The sequence below is a fragment of the Streptomyces sp. NPDC001493 genome, assembly GCF_053597235.1.
This window is the reverse complement of sequence record NZ_JBSFHV010000045.1, coordinates 23888-40012: the sequence shown is the minus strand read 5'-3', so window position 1 is coordinate 40012 and position 16125 is coordinate 23888. Positions and strand designations below refer to the sequence as shown.

The 16125-nt window shown below is 71.6% G+C and carries 15 protein-coding genes; 9 read left to right on the top strand and 6 right to left on the bottom strand.

All coding sequences use genetic code 11. The features are described 5' to 3' along the window. Window positions 1–226 (bottom strand): hypothetical protein (locus ACWCWD_RS35935; protein WP_450779680.1); only part of this gene is annotated, 226 nt, incomplete at its 3' end. Between ACWCWD_RS35935 and ACWCWD_RS35930 the strand changes: the two genes are divergently transcribed. Further along, the gene (locus tag ACWCWD_RS35930; protein ID WP_450779679.1) at window positions 209–439 is read left to right on the top strand and encodes a hypothetical protein; all 231 of its coding nucleotides are present in this window, start codon (window positions 209–211) and stop codon (window positions 437–439) included. The genes ACWCWD_RS35935 and ACWCWD_RS35930 overlap by 18 nt on opposite strands. Window positions 440–526: 87 nt before the next feature. Here the strand turns inward: ACWCWD_RS35930 and ACWCWD_RS35925 are convergent, their stop codons facing one another. From ACWCWD_RS35925 to ACWCWD_RS35910, 4 genes are all read right to left on the bottom strand, one after another. Beyond that, complete coding sequence (locus tag ACWCWD_RS35925; RefSeq protein WP_450779677.1) at window positions 527–1252, bottom strand: class I SAM-dependent methyltransferase; 726 nt, start codon at window positions 1250–1252, stop codon at window positions 527–529. 120 nt (window positions 1253–1372) lie between these two features. Continuing rightward, window positions 1373–2371, bottom strand: a complete 999-nt coding sequence (gap, locus tag ACWCWD_RS35920; RefSeq protein WP_450779675.1) for a type I glyceraldehyde-3-phosphate dehydrogenase — start codon at window positions 2369–2371, stop codon at window positions 1373–1375. A gap of 469 nt (window positions 2372–2840) precedes the next feature. After that, window positions 2841–3797, bottom strand: a complete 957-nt coding sequence (locus ACWCWD_RS35915; RefSeq protein ID WP_450779673.1) for a GlxA family transcriptional regulator — start codon at window positions 3795–3797, stop codon at window positions 2841–2843. Between the two features lie 497 nt (window positions 3798–4294). Then, window positions 4295–5206: a LysR substrate-binding domain-containing protein gene (locus ACWCWD_RS35910; protein WP_450779671.1), complete on the bottom strand. Its 912-nt coding sequence runs from the start codon at window positions 5204–5206 to the stop codon at window positions 4295–4297. Window positions 5207–5364: 158 nt separating this feature from the next. Between ACWCWD_RS35910 and ACWCWD_RS35905 the strand changes: the two genes are divergently transcribed. Both ACWCWD_RS35905 and ACWCWD_RS35900 read left to right on the top strand, forming a co-directional pair. Beyond that, window positions 5365–6375, top strand: a complete 1011-nt coding sequence (locus ACWCWD_RS35905; RefSeq protein ID WP_450779669.1) for an aldo/keto reductase — start codon at window positions 5365–5367, stop codon at window positions 6373–6375. 85 nt (window positions 6376–6460) lie between these two features. Next, window positions 6461–6877: an SRPBCC family protein gene (locus tag ACWCWD_RS35900; protein ID WP_450779667.1), complete on the top strand. Its 417-nt coding sequence runs from the start codon at window positions 6461–6463 to the stop codon at window positions 6875–6877. A 99-nt stretch (window positions 6878–6976) separates the two neighbouring features. Here ACWCWD_RS35900 and ACWCWD_RS35895 read toward each other — a convergent pair whose 3' ends face one another. Next, window positions 6977–7924 (bottom strand): methionyl-tRNA formyltransferase, encoded by a 948-nt coding sequence (locus tag ACWCWD_RS35895; RefSeq protein WP_450779666.1) that lies wholly within the window; start codon window positions 7922–7924, stop codon window positions 6977–6979. Between the two features lie 232 nt (window positions 7925–8156). Here ACWCWD_RS35895 and ACWCWD_RS35890 point away from each other — a divergent pair, with 232 nt between their 5' ends. The 6 genes from ACWCWD_RS35890 (at window position 8157) to ACWCWD_RS35865 (ending at window position 15899) form a co-directional block, all read left to right on the top strand. Beyond that, window positions 8157–9512, top strand: coding sequence for a lysine N(6)-hydroxylase/L-ornithine N(5)-oxygenase family protein (locus tag ACWCWD_RS35890; protein WP_450779664.1), 1356 nt, complete (start codon window positions 8157–8159; stop codon window positions 9510–9512). A 161-nt stretch (window positions 9513–9673) separates the two neighbouring features. After that, complete coding sequence (locus ACWCWD_RS35885; protein ID WP_450779662.1) at window positions 9674–10732, top strand: FecCD family ABC transporter permease; 1059 nt, start codon at window positions 9674–9676, stop codon at window positions 10730–10732. Between the two features lie 167 nt (window positions 10733–10899). Further along, window positions 10900–11937 carry a FecCD family ABC transporter permease gene (locus ACWCWD_RS35880; protein WP_450779660.1) on the top strand — a complete coding sequence of 346 codons (1038 nt, stop codon included), beginning with the start codon at window positions 10900–10902 and terminating at the stop codon, window positions 11935–11937. A gap of 18 nt (window positions 11938–11955) precedes the next feature. After that, entirely contained in the window at window positions 11956–12867 is a 912-nt protein-coding gene (locus ACWCWD_RS35875) for an ABC transporter ATP-binding protein (protein WP_450779659.1), read from the top strand. 118 nt (window positions 12868–12985) lie between these two features. Continuing rightward, window positions 12986–14044, top strand: coding sequence for an iron-siderophore ABC transporter substrate-binding protein (locus tag ACWCWD_RS35870; protein WP_450779657.1), 1059 nt, complete (start codon window positions 12986–12988; stop codon window positions 14042–14044). A gap of 46 nt (window positions 14045–14090) precedes the next feature. Further along, window positions 14091–15899, top strand: coding sequence for an ABC transporter ATP-binding protein (locus ACWCWD_RS35865; RefSeq protein ID WP_450779655.1), 1809 nt, complete (start codon window positions 14091–14093; stop codon window positions 15897–15899). Window positions 15900–16125: the final 226 nt, after the last annotated feature.

The window sequence follows — 16125 nt, the reverse complement described above, 5'->3', positions numbered from 1 at the left end:
CCTGGTCGCCGCGCGCGTCGAAGGAGTACGTGGTGGACCGGTACGCGCTGCGGGCCGCGTCCGTGAAGGTGTCGACCCGGACCGTCCGGCCCTGGCCGGCGCCCTCGTCCAGGCCGCTGCCTTGGCCCTCGCCGCCCGAGCGGGTCCCGCCCTGCTCCTCGGAGCCGTACTCCTGGCAGGGGTGGGCGAAGGCCTGCAGCTCACGGCGGTGTTCGCGATCCGGCACCGCGAATCCCCGCCCCGTCTGCGCGGCCGGATCTCCACCACCTGCGCCGGAGCGAAGCTGACCGGGTACGCCCTGGGTGCGGCCGCCGCCGGACCGGCGACGGCCTGGTCCCTGCCCGGCACGCTGCTCCTCGCGGCGGGCGTGTCGGCCCTGGCGGTGGCCGCGTTCTTCGCGGTTCCGTCGACGGCAACCCCCGCGCGGGAGGACCGGTAGGGCGTGGCGAAGGGGCCGGGCACGGGCTTGGGGTGGGACGTCGAGGTGCCGTCCGCCGGTCGAACGGCGGCACGTCGACCACATGCCCTACGGCCGCCTCGCGACGAAGACGAACTCCTTCCCCGGACGGTCGGGCGCGTCGCGAACGGCCTCCACCGTGAAGCCGAGGGCGGCCAGGTCTTCCGCCACCTCCTCGCGCTCCCGGAAACGCAGAGTCGAGAGCGAGGTCAGGACCTCGCCGTCGGACGCGAAGACGTAGGTCCAGCGGAAAGTCACCAAAGGCTCCTGCACGTCGACGAGTTCGACCCAGCTCTCGACGGATCCGACACCTGGAACGTCCGTGGCCCCGCGGGACTTCTCGCGGGTCCATTCCTCCCAGGCGCGCGCGGCGGGGTCGCGGGTCTCGAACACCAGCCGGCCGCCCGGCCGCAGCGCCCCGTACGCCCCGCGCAAGGTCTCCTCCCACGCTTGTGGATCGGCGACGGCCTGGGCGACGTTCGCCGTCATCGTCACCAAGTCGACGCTCAGCGAGGGGAGTTCCGATGCGTCTCCGTCGATCCAGCGCACCCGTTCGGCGCCCGGCTTGGTGCGGGCGACATCGACGGACGCCCGAGCCGGGTCGACTCCTGTCACTTCGATCCCGCGATCCGCCAGAAGAAGCGCGAACACGCCCGTGCCGCAACCGATGTCCAGCACCCGGCGTGCCCCGAACTCCTCCGCCATCCGGAGATACGCGTCGAGATCGCTCCGGTCGAGTTCCAACGGATCGTAGATGGCGGCGAGCCGGGGATGTCCGAAGCATGCGTCGACCATGATCCGATGCTACCCGTGCGGATCGCCCGTCGCGTGGATGCCCCAGTCGGCCGCCCTTCCGGTCAACTGGGGCCCCAGCAACCCGAGTTCAAAGTGTGCGGTCCGTGTTCCGGCTCCCGGTCAGCCCGCCGCGAGGAGTTCGAGGGTGTCGATCACGCGGTTGGAGAAGCCCCACTCGTTGTCGTACCAGGCGACCACCTTGACGTGGCGGCCGTCGACACGGGTCAGCGCCGAGTCGAAGATCGACGAGGCAGGGTTGCCGGTGATGTCGGACGACACCAGCGCGTCCTCCGAGTATTCGAGCACCCCGGCGAGCGGGCCGGCCGCCGCGGCTCGGTACGCCTCCAGCACGTCCTCGCGGCTCACGTCACGGGCGACGGTCGTGTTGAGCTCGACGATCGAGCCCACCGGCACCGGTACGCGGATCGAGTCGCCCGACAGCTTTCCGGCCAGGTTCGGCAGCACGAGGCCGATCGCCTTGGCGGCGCCCGTGGTGGTCGGCACGATGTTGACGGCCGCCGCGCGGGCCCGGCGGGCGTCGCGGTGCGGGCCGTCCTGCAGGTTCTGCTCCTGCGTGTAGGCGTGCACCGTCGTCATGAAGCCGTGCTCGATACCGGCGAGTTCGTCGAGTACGGAGGCGAGCGGGGCGAGTGCGTTGGTCGTGCAGGACGCGTTCGAGACGATGGTGTGCGTCGCGGGGTCGTACGCGTCGTTGTTGACGCCGTACGCGAGGGTGACGTCGGCACCGTCCGCCGGGGCGCTGACGAGGACCCTCTTCGCCCCCGCGTCGAGGTGGGCCCGGGCGGCCCCGGCCGAGGTGAAGCGGCCGGTCGCCTCCAGCACGATGTCGATGCCGAGCTCGGCCCACGGCAGCCGCGCCGGCTCGCGCTCGGCGAGCACGGCGATGCGACGACCGTCCACGACGAGGGTGTCGCCGTCGGCGGAGACCGGGCGGCCCAGCCGGCCCGAGGTCGAGTCGAAGGCGAGCAGCCGCGCCAGGGCGGCAGGCTCGGTGAGGTCGTTGACGGCGACTATCTCCAGCTTGCTGTCGCGTTCGAGGAGCGCGCGCAGCACGTTGCGTCCGATGCGGCCGAATCCGTTGATGGCGATGCGAGTCATGATGCGGTGTCCCTTGTCCCTCGGTGCTGTCCGTCGTGCGGTTCACCTCCAGGTTCGCGCGCCGCGCGGGCCGGTGACAGCGGCTCGATCGCCATGGTCCGCAAGGATCGTGCCAGCGTGCCGGGGGACCCCGGACGGTGCTCGCGGTGCCCGGCACCGGGCCACGCTCCCCGGTCGACCGCCTGAATGACGCCGCAGGTTCGTGCACCCGGGCCGGGTGTCCCCGACTCCGCGGTGTGCGTGTCCGCCGGCATGAGGCCGGGGCTCGCTCCCCACGGTTGTCCGGATCGGCAGGCGGTGGACGATCGCCACGGCAGCCGTGCTTCTGGCGGTCGCGGGCCCGGTCGGCCTCGTCAGGCGGTGGTGGCGAGTTCCCGTCGATCCACCAGGAGTTGCGGGACAGCCTTCAAGCGTGTTGCGGAAGTCCCGCCTGTCCTGCGGGCGGACGGCGCTACTTTCGCAACACGCTTTACTCGCCCCGCGCGAACGTCTGCCGGTACTCGCTCGGGGTGGTGCCGAGGATGCGCTGGAAGTGCAGCCGCAGATTCGCACCCGTACCGAGCCCGACGTCGGCGGCGATCTGCTCGACGCCCCGCTGTGAACGCTCCAGCAGCTCCCGGGCCATGTCGACACGGGCCCGCATCACCCATTGCATCGGCGTGTACCCGGTGTCCTCGACGAAGCGCCGCGAGAAGGTGCGCGAGGACACGGCGGCGTGCCGGGCGAGCGCGTCCAGGGTGAGCGGCTCGCCGAGCCTGCGCAGTGCCCACTCCCGGGTCGAGGCGAACCGCTCGCCGAGGGATTCGGGCACACTGCGCGGCACGTACTGGGCCTGACCGCCACTGCGGTACGGGGCCGCGACCAGCCGCCGGGCCGCATGGTTCGAGGCCGCCACCCCGAGGTCGCCGCGCAGGATGTGCAGGCACAGGTCGATGCCCGACGCGGCGCCGGCCGACGTCAGCACGCTGCCGTCGTCGACGAAGAGGACGTTCTCGTCGACCTGCACGAGTGGATGCTTCGACGCGAGCGCCCGGGTGTAGTGCCAGTGGGTCGTGGCCCGCTTGCCGTCGAGCAGGCCCGTGGCCGCGAGGGCGAAGGCGCCGGTGGAGATGGCGGCGAGCCGGGCGCCCCGGTCGTGCGCGGCGATCAGCGCGTCGAGGACGGCCCGGGGCGGCTCGTCGCGGTCCGGGAAGCGGTAGCCGGGGACGAAGACGATGTCGGCCCACGCGAGCGCGTCGAGGCCGTCGGCGACGTGGTACGAAAGCCCGTCGCCGCCGGTGACCAGCCCCGGGGCCGCCCCGCACACCCGCACCTCGTACGGCATGCTCGCGCGGGTCGTGAACACCTGTGCGGGGATGCCGACATCGAGCGGCTTGGCGCCTTCGAGCACGAGTACGGCGACGTGATGCAGGGGTGAGGCGGACACGCGGACAGGGTACGCGGGGCGTCGCCCGCCGTCCCGGACCGCGACCGTCGGCCCTCGCGCCTCCCGCGCGGGAGACCGGTCGGCGCCCGCGCGAAAACTCTTTCGGGGTTTCCGGCGCGGGTCCTTCGCCGGGGTGGAGTACGGGGCATGGGGGCCTGCATCCGGCGGACGGGGGCAGGAGTACGTCAAGGTCCCGCGGGCTCGCGGGACATGAACCGGTATTCCTCCCTCGACGCGAGGGACGGGACGGAGTGGTGATGTCCTCGTTGACGAACGCCGCCGATGTGTCGGCTGCCCCCGCGTGGCTGCACGTCGCAGTGATGGTGATCGCGGTCCTGGTGCTGCTGTACAGCCTCTCCAAGCGCAGGAGTTGACCGGCCCCCGGCGGCCGCGCGCAAAACAGCCCCGCACGGGAGCATCCGAGGCGGTGAAGGCGGGGCGAGGACGGCGGGGCGCAGACGGGCGGTGACGCCGGAACTCCCGCTCCTTCGGCGGAGTCACCCCGCCGGTGGCGTCGGGCCGCGGCCGTCCAGAACGGTTCCGCGGAAGGACGCCACCACCGGCCGCAGATCGACCCGGTGCCACGCGGCCCACAGATGCACCGATCCCCGGTGCCAGGGCAGTTCACGGACCGTGACCCCCTCGGTGGCGCCGCGGACCATGCTCCGCTGGACCAGCGCCAGCCCCAGACCGGAGGCGACCAGCCCCAGGGCGGTCAGCGGCTCCGGAGCGCTGAGGCGGATGTCCGGGGTGAAGCCCGATGCCACGCAGTCGGCCACGAACCCGTCCCTGGCGGCCGGCTCGCCCGATCCCTCGACGGCGATCCAGGGCTGACCGTCCAGATCCCGGGCAGTGATCTCTTCCCGGCCCGCCAGCGGGTGGCCCGCCGGCAGTGCGAGCAGCAGCGGGTCCTCAACGAGCGGGGCGGCCGTCAGGTCGGGATCGTCCTCGGCCGGCGGGCGGGGCACGAGAGCGATGTCGAGACTGCGCTGCCGCAGCCCCACGAACTGCTCCTCCGGGTCGAGGCTGTAGAGCGCCACGTGGATGCCGGGCCGTTCCTCCTGGAGGGTGCGCAGCGCCGCCGGGAGGACTCCGGTGTGCATGGCGTCGGAGACGTACCCGATGCACAGCCCGCCTTCCTCCCCGCGCCCCAGGCGCCGGCCCAGGTTCTCCAGGCGGTCCGCGTGCCGCAGCAGCGCGCGTGTCTCGCTGAGGAAGACCCGCCCGTCGGCGGTCAGGCGGATACGCTGCTGGCTGCGCTCGAACAGGGTGAGGCCCAGGTTCTTCTCCAGCTGGGCGATCTGTCGGCTGAGGGGCGACTGCGAGATGTGCAGTTCCTCCGCGGCGCGGCCGACGTGTTCGGCCTCGGCCACGGCCACGAAATAGCGAAGTTGTCGCAGGTCAAGCATGTAAGACCTCGGGGGACTCAAGTCAGTCCAAGCGTGTCTTGGACAGTCTCAAGTATCGCTCCTAATGTCGGAGAAGTCAGACCGGCGGCCCGCCGCGGCTCTCCCCGAGAGCCGTACGCGACGGTGCCGCCCCGCACTCTCCGTAAGGAAATCCCCCCATGGGCATCGCCCCGCTTCTGTCCGGCCCGCTCGGCTTCGGAACCGCCCCGCTCGGCAACATGTTCCGCGCCATCCCCGACGCCGAGGCGGCCGCCACCGTCCAGGCCGCGTGGGACCACGGCATCCGCTACTTCGACACCGCCCCGTTCTACGGAGCCGGTCTCGCCGAGATCCGCCTGGGCGAGGTGCTCGCCGCCCAGCCGCGTGACGACTACGTCCTGAGCACCAAGGTCGGCCGGGTGATCCTGGACGAGGTGGAGGACCCGGCCGCCCGCGAGCTCGGCGAGAAGGGCGGGCTCTTCGAGCACGGCCGCCCCAACAAGATCGTCAACGACTACTCGGCCGACGCCACGATGCGCTCCATCGAGGACAGCCTCACCCGGCTGAAGACCGACCGGCTCGACATCGTCTGGGTGCACGACATCGCCCAGGACTTCTACGGTGACGAGTGGCTCGCCCAGTACGAGAGCGCCCGTACCGGCGCCTTCCGCGTCCTGGACAAGCTCCGTGCCGAGGGCGTCATCAAGGCCTGGGGCGTGGGCGTGAACAAGGTCGAGCCGCTGGAGCTCACCCTCGACCTGGACGAGCCGAAGCCCGACGCCTTCCTGCTGGCCGGCCGCTACACCCTCCTCGACCACGACTGCGCCCTGCAGCGTCTGCTGCCCGCCGCCGCCGAACAGCACGTCGACATCGTCGTCGGCGGCCCCTACAGCTCGGGCATCCTCGCCGGCGGCACCCACTTCGAGTACCAGCAGGCACCGGCGGAGATCATCGCCAAGGTGGAGCGGATCAAGGCGCTCGCACAGCGCCACGGGGTCGGCATCAAGGCCGCCGCCCTGCAGTTCTCCCTCGCCCACCGGGCCACCGCCGCGGTCATACCCGGCGCCACCCGCCCCAGCCGTATCGCCGAGGACGTCGCCGCGCTCGGCGAGCGGATTCCGGCCGGCTTCTGGGCCGAGCTGCGCGAGGAGCGCCTGATCGCCCCCGACGCTCCGGTACCGACCGTCTGACCGTCCGTCTTCACCGTCCGTCTTCAGGGGGACGGCCGGACTCCGCCTGCCGTCCCCCTCAGCCGTATCCAAGGAGATCAACCCCATGGCCACGACCACCACGTCCGTCCGCGTACCCGCGTCGCCCGACCGCGTCTGGCAGCTCATCGGCGGGTTCGACACCCTGCCCGACTGGCTGCCCTACATCCCGACGAGCGAGCTCGGCGAGGGCGGCCGGGTGCGCACCCTCACCAACGAGGACGGCGGCGTGATCGTCGAGCGCCTCGAAGCCTTCGACGACAAGGCCCGCACCTACAGCTACTCGATCCTCCGCGCGCCGTTCCCGGTGACCGGCTACCTCTCCACCCTGACGGTGCACCCGGAACCGGACACGGACTCCGCCCGGGTGGAGTGGAGCGGCAGCTTCACCCCCGACGGAATCGGCGACGAGGAGGCGGTCGCCCTCTTCCACGGCATCTACGCCGACGGGCTCGCCGCGCTCGCGGCGACGCTCGCCGCCTGAGCGACTCCGGCCTGAGCGACTCCCGCCCGAGCGACCCCCGTCCGGGCGACCCCCGTCCGGGCGCTCGCCGCCCGAGCGACCGCCGGGTGCGCGGTCACCTCAGGGACGACCGGTGAGATACCCGCCCATGGACGTGAAGTACTCCGTCGCGGGCAGCTCCCGGCCGTCCTCGGTGCGTACCCGGGTGATGGCCAGGCCGTGGTTGCGTCCGGTACGCGCGTCGGCTCCGGCGACGATCACCACGCCGTCGCCCTCCCGGTAGAAGATGCGGCCCGGCGTGCCGCCGTACCGCGCTTCGGAGACCACGGCGGCGAGGACCTCCAGCCGCTTGCCCCGGTGGTGGGTGAAGGCGCTGGGGTACGGGTCGGACTGGGCGCGCACCAGCCGTTCGAGGTCCTCGGCCGGCCAGGTCCAGTCGATCCTGATGTCCTCGGCGGACCGCTTGTGGAAGAAGCTCGCCTGCGACCGGTCCTGCCGGGTGAACTCCGTCTGCCCGGAGGCGATGAGGGCGAGCGCGCCCGTGGTGACCGGGGCGATGAGGTCGACGGTCTTGTGGAAGAGGTCGGTCGCGGTGTCCGTCGGACCGACCGGGACCGCCTCCTGCCGGACGATGTCACCGGCGTCGAGCTCGTCGTTCATCATGTGCGCGGTGACGCCCACTTCGGTCTCGCCGTTGATCAGCGCCCAGATCAGCGGCGAGAAGCCCGCGTACTTCGGCAGCAGCGAGTCGTGGATGTTCAGAGTGCCGTGGCGCGGGAGCGCGAAGATGCGCGGGGGGATCCAGGTCCGCCAGTTGTTCGCCACGATGATGTCGGGCTCCGCCGCTTCGAGGCGTTCGAACAGCTCCTCGTCGTCGGGGCGGTTGCGGATCAGCACGGGGACACCGTGCGCCTCGGCGAGATCGGCGACGGAGTCGCTCCAGATCTTCTCGTACGCGTGCTCGCTCTTGGGGTGGGTCACGACCAGCACCACGTCGTGCTCGGAGTCCAGGAGGGCTTGCAGGGTGCGGTGACCCCAGGTCTGGTAACCGAACATGACGACCCGCATGGGGGTTCCTCCTCTGTGCCGGAATGGACCGTGGGCCAGTAAAGCAAGGCTTACCTTGGTTTGCAACGGGCGCGCGATGCTGCGCATTTGACGGGCCGTGCGCCCCGGCGCCCTCTCGACAGCCTCCAAGGATTAGCTTAGGCTCACCTAAATTCGAGCCGCGCCGTCGGTGTGTCCGACGCTCGCACCTTCCCCATGCCATGAGCGGCTTCCCCGCACGAATGGGAGTGACATGTCACCGGTTCTTCCTGGCGACGCACCGCAGGTCCACGACCTCATCGGAATCGGTTTCGGACCGTCCAACGTGGCCATGGCCATCGCGATCAGTGAGCACAACGCCCGCGCCGGCGAACGGCAGCCGGTCAGTGCCCGCTTCTTCGAGCAGCAGCCGCGCTTCGGCTGGCACCGCGGCATGCTGATCGACGACGCGACCATGCAGGTGTCCTTCCTCAAGGACCTGGTGACGCTCCGGAACCCCACCAGTGAGTTCAGCTTCCTCTGCTACCTCAAGAGCAAGGGGCGGCTGATCGACTTCATCAACCACAAGAACCTCTTCCCACTGCGGGTCGAGTTCCACGACTACTTCGAGTGGGCCGCCGCCCAGGTCGAGGACATGGCCTCCTACGGCCACGAGGTCGTCTCCGTCAGGCCGGCCGTCCAGGACGGAATCGTGGAGTACCTGGACGTGACGGTCCGCTCGGGGGAGGGGCTCTCCGTCCACCGGGCCCGCAACCTCGTCATCGGTACCGGGCTGCGCCCCCTGCTGCCCGAGGGCGTCGAGCGCGGCGACCGGGTGTGGCACAACTCCGAACTGCTCGCCAGGATCGGCGAACTGGAGGGGACTTCGCCCTCCCGGTTCGTCGTCGTGGGTGCCGGACAGAGTGCCGCCGAGAACGTCGCCTACCTGCACCGAGCCTTTCCCGAAGCCGAGATCTGCGCGGTCTTCTCCCGGTACGGATACAGCCCCGCCGACGACAGCGCCTTCGCCAACCGGATCTTCGACCCGGGTGCCGTCGACGAGTACTTCGCGGCGCCCGACGAGATCAAGCAGCGCCTGATGGGCTATCACGGAAACACCAACTACTCCGTGGTCGACATCGACTTGATCGACGACCTCTACCGGCAGAGTTACCAGGAGAAGGTGCTCGGTACCGAACGGCTGCGCTTCCTCAACGTCTCCCGCCTCGTGGGCGTCAAGGAGACCGAGGAGAAGGCCCGTGCCACCGTGACGTCCCTGGTCACGGGCGAGGAGACCGCCCTGGACGCCGACGTCGTGGTGCTCGCCACCGGCTACAGCCCCGTCGACCCCCTCGGCCTCCTCGGCGAGGCGGCGGACCTCTGCCGCACCGACGACCGGGGCCGCGTCCGCGTCGAGCGCGACTACCGCATCGGGACCGACCCCGCGCTGCGGTGCGGCATCTACCTGCAGGGCGGTACGGAGCACACCCACGGCATCACCTCCTCGCTGCTCTCCAACACCGCGATCCGGGTCGGCGAGATCCTGGACTCACTGCTCGAACGCAGGGCCGGGGGCACCTCGGGGCGCGCGGAGGCCGTCGCCGAGGGTGCCGTCGGCGCGTCCCGCTGAAACCCGGCGAGGGCGGCCCCGCTCCCGGGCGGCCGGGGAGCCGGGCCCGCCCGCGGGTACCCTCGGCCGTGGCGCCTCCCGCGCCAACCGGCCTCTCGCTGGAGCGAATTGGCCAACCTCCTCTGCGGGCACGGAAGATCAAAGGGATAACGTACGGCGACATGACCACGACTGCGGTGGAGCTCTCCGCGCCCCAGAGAGCAACGAATGCTCGTCGGAGACGAGTTGTGGGCCTCGGCGTGCTCGCGCTGATCGTCGTGCTCGCGGGGACCGCGTCGCTGGCGGTCGGTGCCCGGGCGCTGAGCCCCGCCGACGTGTGGCACGGCCTGTTCGCCGAGCCGGACGCCGACCGGCGGCTCACCGAGATCAGGCTCATCGTGCGGACCGTCCGGGTACCCCGTACCGTGCTCGCGATCGTGGCGGGCATCGCCCTCGGCGTCGGCGGGGCCCTGATCCAGGGATACACCCGCAACCCGATGGCCGACACCGGGCTGCTGGGCGTGAACTCCGGAGCCTCCTTCTCCGTGGTGGCCGCGATCGGGCTGCTCGGCTTCACCGACCCGTTCCAGTACGTCTGGTTCGGCTTTCTCGGGGCGGCGGTCGCCGGGGTCGTCGTGTTCGGTCTGTCCAGCGTGGGCCGGGGCGCGGGCAACCCGCTGACCCTCGCCCTCGCCGGCCAGGGCGTCACGGTGTTCCTCGCCGCGATGACCACGGCCGTCGCGCTCTCCGACCAGAAGTCGCTGAACGCCCTGCGGTTCTGGAACGCGGGCTCCGTCGCCGGGGTCGGATTCGACGTCATAGGGCCGATGACCGTCTTCATCGCCGTCGGGCTGGTCCTCGCGTTGACCACCCTGCCCGCCCTCAACCTGCTCACCCTGGGCGAGGACGTGGCGCGCGGGCTCGGCGTGAACATCGCGCTGAGCCGGACCGTCGGCATCCTCGCCATCACCCTGCTCGCGGGAGCGGCCACCGCCGCGTGCGGCCCCATCGCGTTCCTCGGGCTCATGGTGGCCCACATCGCCCGCTACCTCGCCGGACCGGACTACCGCTGGCTGGTGCCGTACGCGGGCCTTCTCGGAGCCGTCGTCCTGCTCGTCTGCGACATCGTGGGACGCCTCGTGGTGCGGCCCGGAGAACTGGCCGCGGGCGTCGTCGTCGCCCTGCTCGGCGCGCCGTTCTTCGCGGTCCTGGTCTGGCGCGGAAAGTTCAAGAACGCGTGAACGGGACAGAAGTGGAATCATCGCCCTCCCCTGAGCCGTCGTCCTCCTCGGAGCCGTCGTCCTCTCCGGATCCGTCGTCCGCTGCGGCACCGTCGCTCTCCTCGGAGCCGAAGCCGGAAGCGAAGCCGGAGCCGAAAGCGAAGCCGAAGCCCTCCGCGGTACCCGGAGTGCGGATCGGCCGGGTGTCGTTCGTCTGGCGGCCCTGGATCGTCACGGTCACGCTCGTGCTGGCCGTCGCGCTCTTCCTGGTGTTCTGCCTCTCCATCGCGGTCGGGGACTTCCCCATCGCGCTGCCCCGGGTCATCGCCACGGTCTTCGGCCGGGGCGAACAGGTGGACGAGTTCGTCGTCATGGAACTGCGGATGCCGAGGGCCCTGGCCGGACTGGTGGTGGGGATCGCGCTCGGGGTCTCCGGGGCCATCACCCAGTCCGTCGCGCGCAACCCGCTGGCCAGCCCCGACGTGCTGGGCATCACCGGGGGCGCCGGCACGGTCGCGGTGTTCCTGGTGACGGTCTCGGGCGGGGCGGCCGCCGCGGTCGTCAGCTCCGTGGGCCTCTCCGCCGCCGCGCTCGCCGGTGGTCTGGGCACCGGACTGCTTGTTTACTTCCTGGCGTGGCGCCGGGGGATCGACGGATTCCGGCTCATCCTCATCGGCATCTCGGTGAGCGCCGTGACGGAGGCGCTCACCACCTGGCTGCTCGTGACCGCCGACATCAGGGACGTGGCGCGGGCCCAGGCGTGGCTGGTCGGCTCGCTCGACAACCGCTCCTGGGACGAGGTCCGGGTGGCACTCTGGTGCACCCTCGCGCTCCTCGCGGTGGTGGCCACCGCCGCCTTCCAGTTCAAGCCGATGCACCTCGGCGACGAGGTGGCCGCCGGACTGGGCGTCCGGTACACGCGGGTGCGTGCGGTCCTGCTGCTCTGCGCGGTGCTGCTGGCCGCCGCGGCGGTGAGCGCGGCCGGTCCGGTGCCCTTCGTGGCGCTGGTGGCGCCGCAGGTGGCGATGCGGCTGGCGAAGTGCCCGACACCACCGCTGGTGGCCTCCGGTCTCGTGGGGGCGCTGCTGCTGACCGGGGCGGACCTGGTCGCGCGCACGGCACTGCCCATGGCGCTGCCCGTGGGGGTGGTCACCGCCGCGATCGGCGGACCCTTCCTCGTGTACCTGCTGGTACGGGCGAACCTCGCGGGACAGCGCGCGGGCTGACGACGGATGAGGGCCGACATGACGACGACCGACGACGGGGGAGAAATGACCACGCGGCGCACCACCGCGGCCGGAACCGCGGCAGGAACCGGGACCGGATCCGCGGCCGGAACCGCGGCCGGCGCAGGATCGGAAGATGCCCGGCTGGCGGCGAGGGGGGTGACGGTCGGGTACGGCGGACGCGTGGTCATCGACGACCTCGACGTGTCGATCCCGTCACGGCTGATCACCACGATCATCGGCCCCAACGGCTGTGGAAAATCAACCCTGTTGCGCACCCTGACCCGGCTGCTCAGGCCGACGGGGGGAACGGTCGTGCTGGACGGCGACGACATCGCCCGGCTCCGTACCCGGGACGTGGCGAAGAAGCTGGGGCTGCTGCCGCAGGCGCCCGTCGCCCCCGAGGGTCTGACCGTGGCCGACCTGGTCGCCCGGGGCCGGCATCCGCACCAGAGCTGGCTGCGGCAGTGGTCCTCCGACGACGCCGATGTGGTGGAGCGCGCGCTGGCGATGACCGGGGTGTCCGAACTCGCCGACCGCCCGGTCGACTCGCTCTCCGGCGGGCAGCGGCAGCGCGTCTGGATATCGATGACCCTCGCCCAGGGCACCGATCTGCTGCTGCTGGACGAACCGACCACCTACCTGGACCTGGCACACGCGATCGACGTGCTCGACCTCGTCGACGACCTGCACGAATCGGGCCGCACGGTCGTCATGGTGCTCCACGACCTCAATCTGGCGACGCGTTACAGCGACAACCTCATCGTGATGCGGGAGGGGACGATCCTGGCCCAGGGGCACCCCCGGGACGTCATCACCGCCGATCTGCTGCGCGAGGCGTTCGGCCTGCGCGCCGAGGTGATCGACGACCCGGTGGGCGACCGTCCCCTCATCGTGCCGATCGGACGCACGCACGTCCGTTCCAACTAGGCATCGAGGCACCGGAAATACCTTAGTTAGGCTAGGCTGGCCTCACTTCTTCAGGATACGGTGTGGCTGCCCCGGGGACCGGGGCACAGGCGGCCGGTGCGAGAGCAAGGGATTCGGGATGCTCCTCCAGAGAACGACGGGTACGAAGTCCTGGCGGCGGGTGGCGGCGCTCCTGTCCGCCGCGGCCCTGGGCGTGGGCCTCCTCGCGGGATGCGGCGGCTCCGAGGAGCCCGACGCGAAGGCGAGCGGCAGCGCCCCGGCCACCGCCACCGGCGCGTTCCCGGTCACCGTGGAGCACGCCTTCGGCACCACCGAGATCACCAAGGCCCCGCAGCGGGTCGTCTCCGTCGGCTACACGGACGACCAGGCCATCCTCGCGCTCGGCATCAAGCCGGTCGGCATGGTCGACCAGTACCCGAACCCCGCGGGCACGTCCCCCGACATCAACACCCAGTGGCCCTGGGTGAAGGACAAGTGGGGGGACACCCGCCCCGAGGTCATCATGAGCAACGGTGACGCGGGCCCCAACTACGAGAAGATCGCGGCCCTGCGGCCGGACCTGATCATCGCGGTCTACTCCGAGATCGACCAGGCCGCCTACGACAAGCTCTCCAAGATCGCGCCGACTGTGGGCCGCACCAAGACCGAGAAGGAGCCGTTCAGCGCTCCCTGGCAGGACAACGCCGTGCACATCGCCAAGGCGCTCGGCAAGGAGGCCGAGGGCAAGGCGCTCGTGGACGGCATCCAGGCCAAGCTCGATTCGGCGGCGGCGGCGCACCCCGAGTTCGCCGACCAGACCGCCGTGGCGCTGTCCTGGTACGAGGGCTCGGTCGCCCCGTTCGCCACCACCGACGTGCGCGGACGGCTCATCACCGGCATCGGCTACAAGGGCGCCACGGAGGTCGACAAGGCCGCCGGCGGCAAGTTCTACACCGTGCTCTCGCCCGAGCGCATCGACCTCGTCGACGTCGACCGCATCTTCGTCATCAACGACAAGGCGGACACGGACGCGCTGAAGAAGTTCGACCTCTTCGGCAACCTCTCCGCGGTGAAGGCCGGGAAGGTCTCGTACCTCCTCGACAGCGAGGGCCCGGCGGTCGGCGCGGCCATGTCCCAGGGCACCCTGCTCTCCCTGCCCTACGCCATCGACGAGCTCGTCAAGTCGGTCGACCAGTGATGCCGGCCGCCCCGTCCCGTACCGCACGGACCGTCAGGGGCTGCGCGTGAGCGCCGTGGACACCCGCCCCGCCCCCGCGACCCTGCGCACGGCGGGCGGGGGAGAAGCCACCCGGTGGCTCGTGGCGCACTGCCGGCAGGTACCTCTGCTGACGTCCGCCACGGTGCTCACCACGGTGGCCGGAGCGGTCCTCCAGGTGCTTCCGGTGCTTCTCCTCGGCCGGGTGGTCGACGGGGTGGTCGACGGCGAGTCACGTTCCGTCCTGGTCACCGTCGGTGCCCTGATGGGGGCTGCCGCGCTGCTCGGCGCGGCAGCCACCGCCGGATCGACGTACCTCATCGGACGGCTCGGCGCGGACCTGCTCGCACGACTGCGCGAAGGCGCCGTCCGCGCGGTGCTGGGCATGCCGAGCGCCCGGATCGAACAGGTCGGCCGCGGAGACGTGCTCTCCCGCGTCGGTGACGACGTCGCCGTGCTCTCCAAGGGCATCCGGTCGGCCGTCCCGACCGTGTTCACCGCCGGGGTCCTCGTCGCCATCGCGACGGCCGCCATGTTCGGGCTGGACTGGCGGCTCGGCCTCGCGGGAGCCGGCGCGCTGCCCGCCTACGCCCTCGCGCTGCGCTGGTACCTCCCCCGGTCCGCACCGCTCTACCAGAAGCAGCGGGCCGCCCAGGCCGACCGCGCCCAGGCACTGATCAGCGGCCTCAACGGCATCGACACCGTCCGGGCGTACCGCCTGGAGGGCGCCGTACGCGAGAAGGTCACCGGCGAGTCGTGGCGGGTCCGCGAACTCGGCGTCGAGGTCTTCCGGTTCTTCGGCCGGTTCGTCGGCCGCGAGAACCGCGCCGAGTTCATCGGCCTGGTCCTGATCCTCCTCGTCGGGTACGCCCTGCTGGAGAACGACGCCGCGAGCCTCGGCGAAGTGGCGTCCGCCCCGCTGATGTTCCACCGGCTCTTCACCCCGCTCGGCTCCATCATGTTCACCTTCGACGAGGCGCAGAAGTCGGGCGCCAGCCTGACCCGACTGGTCGGGGTCCTGGGGGAGCAGGCGGAAGACCGGCTGGTGGGCGACACCTCGGTCGCCCCGGCGGCCGTCGTCCCGTACCCCGTGACGGTGGAGGGGCTGACCTTTGGCTACCCCGGAGCCGAGGAACCGGTCCTGCGGGACGTGGCTCTCACGATCCCGGCCGGCGGCTCACTCGCCCTGGTGGGGGCGACGGGCGCGGGCAAGTCGACGCTCGCGGCGCTGATCGCGGGCATCGGCACCCCGCAGACCGGCACCGTACGCATCGGCCCCGCCGACCTCGCCGACCTCGACGAGGCCGGGGCGCGGGCCCTGGTGAGCATCCTGACGCAGGAGACCCACGTGTTCTCCGGTCCGCTCGCCGACGACCTGCGCCTCGCCGCACCGCAGGCGACCGACGCCGAACTGACCGACGCGCTGCGCACCGTCGGTGCCGGAGCCTGGCTCGACGCGCTGCCGGACGGGCTGAACACCCCGGTCGGCGAGGGCGGCGAACGCCTCGACGGCACCAGGATCGCCCAGATCGCCCTCGCCCGGCTGATGCTCGGCCGCGCCCCCGTGGTGGTGCTCGACGAATCGACCGCCGAGGCCGGCAGCGAGGGCGCCGCCGAACTGGAGCGCGCCGTGCTGGCCGCGTGCGCGGGCCGGACCACGCTCTTCGTGGCCCACCGGCTCACCCAGGCGATGGCGGCGGACCGGATCGCGGTGCTGGACGCCGGACGCGTGGTGGAGCAGGGCACCCACCGGGAACTGGTCGCCCTGGACGGCCGGTACGCGCGCCTGTGGCGGGCCTGGCGCGAAGGAAGCCAGGACCCGCTCGCCCTCCCGTGACCCGTACACCCCTCCCGTAACCCGTACACCCCCGTAACCCGTACACCCGCCCCCGTGCAACGGTGCACCCGCACGGCATGCACGCATGCACGCACGCCCGGATGCGGTGCGGCCACCCCGTCCGGCCTCCTCGGCGTGCCGGACGACGGCGCCTCCCGCCCCTTCCGCGACGCAGCGAATCGACCGCGGCACCGCGCTCGGGCGCGCGCCCGGAACAAGCCGACGA